This window comes from Glutamicibacter sp. NPDC127525 (assembly GCF_042672105.1).
Taxonomy (GTDB): Bacteria; Actinomycetota; Actinomycetes; order Actinomycetales; family Micrococcaceae; genus Glutamicibacter.
Genome location: NZ_JBHXVN010000003.1, coordinates 448,587 through 459,882 on the forward strand (window position 1 = coordinate 448,587; position 11,296 = coordinate 459,882).

Here is an 11,296-nt window from a genome sequence, read left to right on the forward strand (position 1 = left end):
CCGCCCCTTGCTTGGGCAAGGGACGGCTTCGGTGGTTGCCTGGCGGCTGGGTCCTGGAACTAGTCGGCGACGTTTTCGTATTCGTCTTCGTCGTAGTCCTCGTCATCCAGCAGGTTGTCGTAGTAGTCGTTGATGTACTCAACGAGCAGCTCGCGCATTTCCAGCGGGACGAAGGCAGCTTCGGCGGCGTTCAGCGTCAGATCCAGCAGATCTTCCAAGTCGTAGTCGAAGGCTTCTACCAGCAATTCGAACTCATCGGACAAGGTGGTGCCGGACATCAGGCGGTTATCCGGCGAGATGGTGACATTGAAACCGGTCTGGACCAGCAGGTCGATCGGGTGGTTCCCGATGCCTTCGCCGAATTTGGAGGTAGCACCGGTCTGCAAGTTCGAGGACGGGCAGACTTCCAGCGGGATGCCGCGTTCGCGGACCCAGTTCGCTACCGGGCCCAGCGATACCAGGCCGGTATCGTCGCTGAGTTCTTCGCCGTTCTCGTCGATAGCTCCGAACTCGATCTCGATGTCCTCGGCTACGCGGACTCCGTGGCCCAGGCGCTGGGCGCGGCCGATCAGGATGGCTTCCTTGATGGAATCCAGGCCGGCTGCTTCGCCAGCGTGCACGGTGGTTGGGAAGAGGTTCTCGGCCAGCAGGTCGAAAGCTTCCTTCATCACTGAGGGCGGGAAGCCATCTTCAGCACCGGCGATATCGAAACCGACGACGCCACGACCACGGTGGCGCAGGGCCAGCTTGGCGATTTCCACGCCTTGGTCGCTGTGGCGCATGGCGGTAACGATCTGGCCGATCTGCATCGGGTGGCCCTCGGCGTTGAGCTGCTCGCAGGCCTGGTCCAGGCCTTCCTGGATGGCGTCGACGACGTCGTCCAGGCTCAAGCCTTCGCGGCGGTGCTGCTCTGGTGCATAGCGGACTTCGCCGTAGATGACACCGTCTTCAGCGAGGTCCTCTACGAATTCGCGGGCAACGCGGATCAGCGCATCTCGGGTCTGCATGACCGCGACGGTGTGCTCGAAGGTTTCCAGGTAGCGTGGCAGCGAGCCGGAGTCGGCTGATTCACGGAACCATTCGCCCAAAGCTTCTGCTTCGGTCTCTGGCAGCTCGTGTCCAATCTCGGCGGCCAGCTCGATGATCGTCTGAGGGCGCAAACCACCGTCGAGGTGGTCATGGAGCGAAACTTTAGGCAGATCCCGGAAATCGAATTCGGGATCGTAGTCAGTATGAATCATTTCTTCAGTCACACCACTGAGCCTAGTCGCATTTTCGTGGAACTGACAGCTCCAACGGGTAAAGATCTGCGAGCCACTATGTGACCCTGATCAATACGGGAGGTTAACCCTCGTCAGGGGTTGGCGGGACGGTCTGCCTGGCTGGTTGCACCGGGTGCCCTTCGCGCTTCGCCGCGCGCCGATGCAGGCGATCCAGCACCCAGCTGACGATCCGGTCGATGACGAATCCGAGCACTACGGCGATGACAATGGAAACTGCAATGCCCAGCAGCTTGTTGTCGTGCATCCAGTTGCCGGCCAGCGCACCGATGCTGACGGAGTAGGCGGCCCAGGTCAGCACGCCGATGGTGTCGAAGAGGGTGAAGCGCTTGTGGCTGAATCCGGTGGCGCCCGCGGTCAGGTTCACGGCCACTCGGCCAATCGGGATGTATCGGGCCGTGAAAATCAGCAGAGCGCCCGAGGTTTCAAGTTTCTTCTCGGCATAGTTCAGCACCCGCTGCGCGCGTTGCCCGCGCATCCACTTGAAGCCCCTGGATCCGATCTTGCGTCCGATGGCGTACGTGATCTGGTCGCCGAGCAAGGCACCGCCGGCACCGAGCAAGCCGATCAGGACAAGGTTGGGAACACCGGTGTGGACGCCGACCGCGGCCAGTGAAACCAAAAATGATTCACTCGGGACGAGGGGGAAAATCGCATCGATCATGCAGAACAGAAACAATAACGGCAGGATCCACCATGCGCTAGCGGCCTGCGTGATCGCCTCATTGACTAATTCCATGCGTGCCTACATCTACTTTCCCAAGGCGCTCCATGCGCTGAATGTCTCTCCATTTTCGCTCGAGAACTCACCTGCGCGCATCCTGCTTACGTTGCGTTGTGGACAATTCCCATCTGCTACCCAGGTAGGAGTTAACTGACTAACGTTTGACTACGCCGTTATTGTTCCCGGGAACTTTCTGGGAACTTCCACTGCGGCAGCTGGCCTGGGAACCACAAGGATTCCAGGTAATAGCTACCGCGACTTCGAAGACGAACGGACCTGCAGAGCCCTCCTGAAAAGAAAAGCCCAGCTGCTGCAGGCAGCGAGGCCGGGGAAGAGCACTCGCAGGGCGACCAGGCTCCCGATATTTCTGGAGCGGGGCACTGATTGCCAGCGGATCGGTCGCCGGCAAGCGAAAGAGCCGGGAAACACGGCAACGTGTTTCCCGGCTCTTTGAGCGCCCATCCGGATTCGGCTACTTGGCAGCGATGCGGTCCAGGATCAGGCGGGTGTCCGGACGGTCATCGGCCGAACCGATCATGATGGCGCGCTGGACCAGCTCGATGGCACGCTCCATCTTGGCCGGGGTGTCGGTCAGCAAGGTGGCAATCGGCTCGCCACGGCGAACCAAGGCACCTGGCTTCACGTGCATGCGCACGCCGGCGCCGGCCTGGACGCTGTCTTCCTTGCGGGCACGTCCTGCGCCCAGGGTCCAGGCGGCCAGGCCGATGTCCATCGCGTCGAGCTTGATCAGCACGCCCTCGGCGGGCGCCACCACGGTGTGCGATTCCTTGGCTACCGGCAGCTTGGCATCCGGATCGCCGCCCTGGGCCGCGATCATCTTGCGCCAGATGTCCATGGCCTTGCCGTTCTTCAGCGCACCGGGGACATCCGCATCCTTGATGCCTGCCCCGGCAAGCATCTCGGTGGCCAGGGCCACGGTCAGCTCCACGACGTCCTCTGGTCCGCCGCCGGCCAGGACCTCAACAGATTCCTCGACCTCGATGGCGTTGCCGGCGGTCAGGCCCAGCGGGGTTTCCATGTTGGTCAGCAGCGCCACGGTGTTCACCGACGCATCGGTGCCCAGGTTCACCATCGTCTCGGCCAGTTCGCGGGCCATGGCCTCGTCCTTCATGAACGCGCCGGAGCCGACCTTCACATCCAGCACCAGGGTGCCGGTGCCTTCGGCGATCTTCTTGCTCATGATCGAGGACGCGATCAGCGGGATGGCTTCCACAGTGGCGGTGACATCGCGCAGGGCGTAGAGCTTCTTGTCCGCTGGAGCCAGTCCGGTGCCGGCGGCGCAGATGACCGCGCCGACGTTGGACAGCTGGGAGAACAGCGCCTCGTTGGACAGGTCCGCCTTCCAGCCGGGAATGGCTTCGAGCTTGTCCAGGGTGCCGCCGGTGTGGCCCAGCCCGCGGCCCGAGAGCTGCGGGACGGCCACGCCGAAGCTGGCGACCAGCGGAGCCAGCGGCAAGGTGATCTTGTCCCCCACGCCGCCGGTGGAGTGCTTGTCGGTGGTGGCCAGCTTCTTGCCCGACGGGTCGGTGAGGGCAGAGAAGTCCATGCGTTCCCCGGAGTTGATCATCGCGGTGGTCCAGCGCGAGATCTCGTTGCGGTTCATGCCCTGGAAGTAGATGGCCATGTTCAGCGCGGACATCTGCTCTTCGGCGATGGCCCCGCGGGTGTAGGCGTCGATGGTCCAGTCGATCATCTCGTTGCTCAGTTCGCCGCCATCGCGCTTGGCGCGGATGACTTCGACGGCACTGAATTGCTCGGTAGCCATATCAGGCACCTTCCATTCTGCTGTTGGCCGGTGTGCTCCGGCGCTAGAAGTTGAGATTCTGCGGCCCGAACGCGTCAGGCAAGAGGTCGTCGATTCCCACGATGCCGCGGGCTGTCTTGATCAGCAGCTGCGCCCCGCGGTGCTCGAAAAGCAGCTGGCGGCACCGGCCGCACGGAGTGATCAGTTCGAGCTCGCCCTCGCGCAGCTGGCCGAAGCACAGGAAGTATTCCATGGTGCCCCCGCCGGTGGCGAAGAGCTGGCCCACCATGGCGCATTCAGCGCACAGGGTGACCCCGTAGGCGGCGTTCTCGATGTTGCACCCGGAAATCAGGCGGCCGTCGCTGGTCAGTGCCGCCGCACCTACCCGGAACTCGGAGTAGGGCGCGTAGGCCTGGGACAGCGCGGCCGCAGCCGCAGCTTCGAGCTGCGGCCACGGCGCGTTGTTGCTATTCATGGGAAATCGCTATTCCTTCACGTAGGGTTCGCCCGCAGCTGCCGGTCCGCGCGAACGCCCCACCAATCCGGCCACCGCGAAGATGGTCACCAGGTAAGGCATCATGGCCATGAACTGGCTCGGTACCGGGGTGCCGATGATCGTCAGGATCACCTGCAAGTTATCGGCGAAGCCGAAGAGCAGGGCGGCCAGAAAAGCGCCGATCGGGTTCCACCGGCCGAAGATGACTGCGGCCAGCGCGATGAAGCCGCGGCCGCCGGAGATTTCCTTGGTGAAGGAGTCGATGGCCACCAGGGTGAAGAAGGAACCGCCGATGCCGGCCACGATGCCGCCGAGGGTGACATTCCAGAAGCGGATCGCGTTGACCTTGATGCCCAGGGTATCGGCTGCCTTCGGATGCTCGCCCACGGCGCGCACGCGCAGGCCCCACTTGGTCTTGAACAGGCCGAACCAGACCAGGAAGACGGCCAGGTACATCAGGTAGCCGATCACCGACTGCTTGAACAGGATCGGGCCGATGACCGGGATCGAGGAGAGCAGCGGGATTTCAATGACCGGCAGGTGCGCTGGCGAGTTGAAGCGCTCCGGGTCTTCCTGCATCACGGTGGTGAACAGGAAGCCGGTGATGCCCGAAACCAGCACGTTCAGGACCACGCCGACGATGATCTGGTTGACCACGTACTTGATGGAGAAGACCGCCAGGACCAGCGAGACCATGGCGCCGGCCAGGCCGGCGGCAACCAGGCCCGCGAAGGCGCTCTGGGTCAGCGAGGCGACCAGTGCCGCGGTGAAAGCACCGCCCAGCAGCTGGCCCTCGATGGCGATGTTGACCACGCCGGCACGCTCGCACAGCACGCCCGAAAGCGAACCGAAGACCAGCGGCACGGCCAGCACCACGCCACCGGCCAGCAGGCTGGCCAGCGAAATGCTGTTGATGTTGGCGCCGGAAACCACCCAGATCAGGAAGCCCAGCACGAACAGGACCGCCGCGATGGCGACCATCCAGGTGGCCAGGATCCTGCCCTGCTTGCGCTGCATCCACGCGTAGGCGGCAATGGCCAGCAGCAGCACGCCGAACACGATGTTGGTGATGCGGCCCGGGAAGACCAGTTCGGGCAGCTCGAAGGCGTCGCCGGCGCTGTTCAGCGTAAAGTGGGCGGCTTGGTCGTTGCCCAGCAGGCCGAAGCTGAAGAAGACGATCACTGCGATCACCGAGAGGATGATCGGGGTCTTCTTGCTCGGCAGGACGTTGATTGCCGGCTGCAAGGTGGAAGAGGTCACTTGGCACCTGCCTTAGTAGGTTCGAGCTTGGAGCTGCGCTTCTTCTTGCGGTTCATGCCGAAGATGGCCTTGACCAGCGGCGGAGCGGCGATGAACAGCACGATCAGCGACTGCACCACCGAAACGATGTCGATCGGGGTGCCGGTGGTGATCTGCATGTTCACCGCACCGGCCTGGAACGCTCCGAAGAGCAGGCCGGCGAAGAAGGTGCCCCACGGGGTGGAGCGGCCCAGCAACGCCACGGTGATCGCGTCGAAGCCCAGCGAACCGGCGATGCCGCCGGTGAGCACCTTTTCGGTGCCTGCCACCTGTGCCACGCCTGCGGCACCGGCCAACGCGCCAGCCAGCGCCATCGCGATGATGGTGGTGCGGGCCACGTTGATGCCGGCGGTCTGCGCGGCCTCCGGGTTGTGGCCCACGGCGCGGAATTCGAAGCCCACGGTGGAGCGCTTGAACATCCAGGACACGGCCAGCACCAGCAGCACCGCCATCACGAAGCCCAGGTGCAAACGCGATCCGGGGATCGCCGGGAAGATGGCCGAGCTGTCCAGGATGGGCGAGATCGGGTTCGTCTCGCCGGGACGGCGGAAGGCCTGGGTGTTCATCAGGAAGTCGATCAGGTACACGGCCACGTAGTTGAACATGATCGTGAGGATCACTTCGTGGGCGCCGGTCTTGGCCTTGAGCAGGCCGACCAGGCCGCCCCAGATTGCGCCGCCGAGCAGGCCGAAGACGATCACCAGCAGCAGATGCAGGCCGATTGGCAGGTGCCAGGCGAAGCCGATGTAGGCGGCCAGCACCGAACCGATGATGATCTGGCCCTGGGCACCGATGTTGAACAGGCCGGCGCGGAATGCCACGGCCACGCCCAAGCCGGCGCAGATCAGCGGGGTGGAGACGGTCAGGGTCTCCAGGAACGGCTTGAACCCCTGCGAGGAGTTGTAGATCGAGCCGTTGAACAGCGCCACATAGCTTTCGGTGGCCGCACGCCAGAATTCGCCGAAGAAGGCCGAAGGCTGGGCGAAGAGGTAGCCGGCCGTTTCGCCCACCTTCTCATCGGTGACCGCAATCAGCAGGCCGCCGATGACCAGTGCGACGATGACGCCGAGGACCGAGACCAGGCCTGGTCCCTGGGTGATTTGGCGCAAGAGGTCATTGCCCGGCTTGCCGGAGCCGGGAACCACAGGTGCTTTCTCGCTCACTGCGCTTCTCCTTCCTGGTTGTCATGCTCGCTAGCTGGCTGGGCTTCAACCGGCTCGTTCTCCGCCTTCGCGAATTCGGCCTGGGCCAGGGCTTCTTCCTGCGAAACACCGGCCATCATCAGGCCCAGCACCTCGCGGGAGGTGTCGCCCGGCACGATGCCGTTGATCCTGCCCTTGTAGAGCACGGCAATGCGGTCGGCCAATTCCATGACCTCGTCCAGCTCGGTGGAAACGATCATCACCGGGGTGCCCTTGTCGCGTTCGGCCACGATGCGGCGGTGCAGGAACTCGATGGAGCCCACATCCACGCCGCGGGTCGGCTGCGAAGCGATGAACAGCTTCAAATCGCGGCTCAACTCGCGGGCCATGACGACCTTCTGCTGGTTGCCGCCCGAGAGGCTGGAGGCAGGGTTCAGCGGGTTGTCGGTACGCACGTCGAAGCCCTGGATCTGCTGCGCGGCGTTCTTCTTGATCGCCTCCAGGTTCATCGAGATGCCCTTGCCGAAGGGCGGGCGGTCGTAGAGGTCCAGCACCAGGTTCTCCTCAATGGAGAACTGGGTGACCAGGCCGTGCACCGAACGGTCTTCGGGAACGAAGCCGAGGCCCGAGCGCAGGATCTGCTTGACCGACTTGCCAACCAGCTCCTGGCCGGCGAGCTTGACCGAGCCGCCCGTCACCGGCTGGGTGCCCAGGATCGCTTCGGTCAGTTCGGTCTGGCCGTTGCCCTGCACGCCGGCGATCGCCAGGATCTCCCCTGCATGGATATCCAAGGTGACCGAGTCCAGCGTGGTGGTGCCCGCCGGGTCGACAACTGTCAGGTCCTTGACCTGCAATACCGCCTGCCCGGGGGTGGCTGCGGCCTTGTTCAGGTTCAGTTCCACGGCGCGGCCGACCATGAGGTTGGCCAGCTCGGTGGTGGAGGATTCCGGGGAGACCGAATCGATGACCTGGCCGCGGCGGATCACGGTGATCACATCGGAGACGGCGCGCACTTCGCGCAGCTTGTGCGAGATGAAGACGATGGAGGTGCCGTTGGCCTTGAGCTGGCGCATGATGTCCAGCAGCTCGTCGGTTTCCTGCGGGGTCAGCACCGCGGTCGGCTCATCGAGGATCAGGATCTTGGCCTCGCGCACCAGGGCCTTGATGATCTCGACACGCTGCTGCACGCCAACGGGCAGGTCTTCGACGACCGCGTCCGGGTCCACATCGAAGCCGTAGCGGTCGGAGATCTCGCGGATCTTCTTGCGGGTGACCTGCAGGTCAAGCACGCCGCCAGCCTTGGTGGTTTCTGCGCCGAGGGCAATATTCTCTGCCACGGTGAAGACCGGGACCAGCATGAAGTGCTGGTGCACCATGCCGATGCCCGAGGCCATGGCGTCGCCCGGTCCGGAGAACTCGACGGGCTTCCCGTCCAGCAAAATTTGGCCCTCGGTCGGCTGGTACAGCCCGTAGAGCACGTTCATAAGCGTGGACTTTCCAGCACCGTTTTCGCCGAGCAGACAGTGAATCTGGGCGTCATCGACCGTCAGGTCGATATCTTTGTTGGCGTAGAAAGAACCGAAGGCTTTCGAGATTCCTCGTAGTTCGAGTTTCACGATTCCACCATCTTCATTGTTCGTTTGGCGAGGTTCTTGCTTGCAGGTTGTTTTGGCCCTTAGGCAGGCATAAAGCGCGTCACCTGCTCACCGCTGTATTGCGGCGAGCGGTGACGCGCTCCATGGCTGGTTTGCCTAGACCTACTTGGGGCTGGAGGCCGATTCGATCTCCAGCTCACCGGAGATGATCTGCTGCTTCAGGGCATCGATCTCCTTCTTGGTGTCTTCGCCGATTTCCTCATCGAAGTTGTGGAACGGTGCCAGTGCAACGCCCTCGTTCTCCAAGGTGCCCACGTACGGGGTCGAGTCGAACTTGCCCTCGGCGTCGGTGCGGATGACATCTTCGACTGCGGTGTCCATGGTCTTCACGACCGAGGTCAGCATGACGTCCTTGTAGTCGGGAGCGGTCAGGAAGCCGTCGGAGTCGACCCACACGAGCTTGGCTTCCTTGCCGCCGTCGTTGGCCTCGACCACTGCAGCGCCAGCGCCCTTGCCCACTGGGCCGGCGACAGGCATGACAACGTCAGCGCCGGAGGCGATGAAGTTCTTGGTGATCTGCTTGCCCTTATCCTGCTTCTCGAAGTCGCCGGAGAAGGTGCCGTCCTGCTTCTTCTTGTCCCAGCCCAGCAGCTTGACGTCCTTGCCCTTGTCTTCGTTGAACTTGGCAACGCCGTCAGCGAAGCCGTCCATGAAGATGGTGACGGTAGGGATCTTGATGCCGCCGAAGGTGGCAACGGTGCCGGTCTTCGATGCGGCAGCTGCTGCGTAGCCTGCCAGGTAGGCAGCCTGGGCCGTGTCGTAGATGATCGGCTTGACGTTTTCGATCGGCTTCTCGTACTGGAAGTCGACGATGGCGAAGTTCTTATCCGGGTTGGCCGCGGCGGCCTCAGCGGTTGCGTCGCCCAGCAGGAAGCCGATGGTGACGGTCAGGTCGCAGCCTGCGTTGACCATGCCGTTGAGGTTGGTCGCGAAGTCGGCGTTCGACTTGGATTCTGCATCCTTGGTCTGGATGCCCAGGTCCTTCTCGGCGTTCTTCAAGCCGCGGAAGGAAGATTCGTTGAAGGACTGGTCGTCGAATCCACCGGAGTCGGACACAATGCAGCCAACGTAGTCCGGGAACTGGCCAGCCGAGCTGGTCTCTTCCGGTGCAGCGCCGCAGGCGCTCAAAGCTAATGCCGAGATGCCGAGCATGGCTGCAGCCATACCGGTCTTGCGCGATACGAAGCGCATCTGTTCCTCCAAAGAATCTTGCGAGATAATGCGGGAGGCAAGACACCTGACCCTCGTGCAAGGCTTCATTGCCTAGGCCTTACTCGAGCACACCAAAAGTCATAGCATTCCCATCGTTTCCATAGCCTATCGGAGATATGTCACAGGTAAAGACGATAAAGATTACAAACAGATAACTTACGGGCCGCAAAACGGCAAGCGCTTAACGCCAATGCCCAAGTCACTGACCGAATTGTTAAAGCGTCAAAGAAATGTTAAAAACTTTCGGGCTTGATGTGGCCAACGCCCTATTTGGCGTTCGCCTCGCGCACAGCCTGCATGGCGGCGGCCGCCATGATGCGAACCCCCACGCCAATGCACGATTCGTCCGGGATATAGTCCCCGCGGTGCAGGTCATAGGTTTTGCCGCCCGGGGTGCGGGTTCCCAGCCGCAGCATCGCACCGGAAACCTTCTGCGTCATCCACGCGAAGTCCTCCCCGCCCATGGACTGCGGAGTCAGCTCGATGGCCTCGGCCCCGAACTCGCGGCGCGCGGCGTCCTCGATCAATGCGGTCTCCGCCGGAGCGTTGACCACAGGAGGCACTCCACGGGTGTGCTGCAGCTTGATTTCCACTCCGTAGGGAGCGGCGATCTGTCGCACGGCCTGGTCCAGCAGCTCACCGGCCTCGTACCAGACATCGCCGTCCAGGCAGCGCATGGTGCCGGCCAGGTATCCGGTGGCGGGGATCGCGTTCGGCACGCTGCCGGCATGGATCTGGCCCCAGACCACCGAGACGGCCGAGCGCACGTCGACCTTGCGTCCGAGCACGGCCGGGACCTGGGTGGCGATCTGGCTCATCGCGAAAACGATGTCTTCGGTCAGGTGCGGGCGCGAGGTGTGCCCGCCCCGGCCGTTGACCTCGATGCGGATGGTGTCGCTGGCCGAGGTGATCGCGCCGATGCGGGTGCCGATATGCCCGGCGTCGATCCGCGGGTCGCAATGCAGCGCGAGCACCCGCGGCACGCCATCGAGCAAGCCCTGCTCGATCACCGACAGCGCCCCGCCGGGAAGCTTCTCCTCGGCGGGCTGGAAGATCACCCGCACGCAGCCATCGAGCTTGCCGGCGGCATGGATCCTTCCCAGGGCCAAGGCCACGCCGATCATCACGGTGCTGTGGATGTCGTGGCCGCAGGCGTGCGCCACGCCCTGGGTCATCGAGGCGAACTCCAGGTTGGTTTCCTCCACCACCGGCAGCGCGTCGATGTCGGCACGGAAAGCGATGCGGATGGGCCCTTCGCCAATGTCCACGAAGGCGCCGGTGTCGGCCATTTTCTGCGGCGCCAGCCCGGCAGCGCGCAGGGTTTCGAGAATCCGCTCGGTGGTTTGGTGCTCAGCAAAGGACAGCTCCGGGTTGCGATGCAGTTCCCTGCGGAAGCCGATCAGCTGGTCGATCAGCGGCTCGGTGAAGTCGCTGACGGAAGCCGGATTGCCATTTTCATTCACGGTGGACACCTTTTGAAGATACTCGGCACGGTGCAGAAAATGACAGTTTTCCGTAATGTTCGGGCGCATTGCGCAACATCAGGCAAGGGAAACGGGGCGCGCCGACCTATTGCCGGCCAGCTCGCCCCGTTCGCAATCCTGCTGTGCTAGAGCACCTCGGTAGCACCGTCGGCCTTCAAGGCCTCCACGGTCTGCTTGACCTTCTGCGCATGCTCCTTGGTGGTCACCAGCAACGCGTCGGCGGTATCCACCACGACCAC

9 protein-coding genes and 1 pseudogene are annotated in these 11,296 nt (G+C 63.2%); all 10 read right to left on the reverse strand.

Annotation, left to right across the window (positions count from 1 at the left end):
• Nucleotides 1-59 precede the first annotated feature (59 nt).
• Nucleotides 60-1,241, reverse strand: a complete 1,182-nt coding sequence (locus ACFVHU_RS10110; RefSeq protein WP_105661700.1) for an adenosine deaminase — start codon at nucleotides 1,239-1,241, stop codon at nucleotides 60-62.
• A gap of 103 nt (nucleotides 1,242-1,344) precedes the next feature.
• Nucleotides 1,345-2,019, reverse strand: a complete 675-nt coding sequence (locus ACFVHU_RS10115; protein WP_105657434.1) for a DedA family protein — start codon at nucleotides 2,017-2,019, stop codon at nucleotides 1,345-1,347.
• Between the two features lie 457 nt (nucleotides 2,020-2,476).
• Nucleotides 2,477-3,790 carry a thymidine phosphorylase gene (locus tag ACFVHU_RS10120; protein WP_105657433.1) on the reverse strand — a complete coding sequence of 438 codons (1,314 nt, stop codon included), beginning with the start codon at nucleotides 3,788-3,790 and terminating at the stop codon, nucleotides 2,477-2,479.
• Nucleotides 3,791-3,833: 43 nt separating this feature from the next.
• Nucleotides 3,834-4,244, reverse strand: coding sequence for a cytidine deaminase (locus tag ACFVHU_RS10125; RefSeq protein ID WP_105657432.1), 411 nt, complete (start codon nucleotides 4,242-4,244; stop codon nucleotides 3,834-3,836).
• A gap of 9 nt (nucleotides 4,245-4,253) precedes the next feature.
• Entirely contained in the window at nucleotides 4,254-5,525 is a 1,272-nt protein-coding gene (locus tag ACFVHU_RS10130; protein ID WP_105657431.1) for an ABC transporter permease, read from the reverse strand.
• Nucleotides 5,522-6,727 carry an ABC transporter permease gene (locus tag ACFVHU_RS10135; protein ID WP_332489200.1) on the reverse strand — a complete coding sequence of 402 codons (1,206 nt, stop codon included), beginning with the start codon at nucleotides 6,725-6,727 and terminating at the stop codon, nucleotides 5,522-5,524. The genes ACFVHU_RS10130 and ACFVHU_RS10135 overlap by 4 nt, the downstream gene beginning before the upstream one ends.
• Nucleotides 6,724-8,322: an ABC transporter ATP-binding protein gene (locus tag ACFVHU_RS10140; RefSeq protein WP_105657429.1), complete on the reverse strand. Its 1,599-nt coding sequence runs from the start codon at nucleotides 8,320-8,322 to the stop codon at nucleotides 6,724-6,726. The genes ACFVHU_RS10135 and ACFVHU_RS10140 overlap by 4 nt, the downstream gene beginning before the upstream one ends.
• 141 nt (nucleotides 8,323-8,463) lie before the next feature.
• Nucleotides 8,464-9,552, reverse strand: a complete 1,089-nt coding sequence (locus ACFVHU_RS10145; RefSeq protein ID WP_105657428.1) for a BMP family protein — start codon at nucleotides 9,550-9,552, stop codon at nucleotides 8,464-8,466.
• Nucleotides 9,553-9,839: 287 nt separating this feature from the next.
• Nucleotides 9,840-11,036 (reverse strand): amidohydrolase, encoded by a 1,197-nt coding sequence (locus ACFVHU_RS10150; protein ID WP_388024182.1) that lies wholly within the window; start codon nucleotides 11,034-11,036, stop codon nucleotides 9,840-9,842.
• Nucleotides 11,037-11,182: 146 nt separating this feature from the next.
• Nucleotides 11,183-11,296: pseudogene (locus ACFVHU_RS10155) on the reverse strand (mannose-1-phosphate guanylyltransferase); the annotation flags it as partial.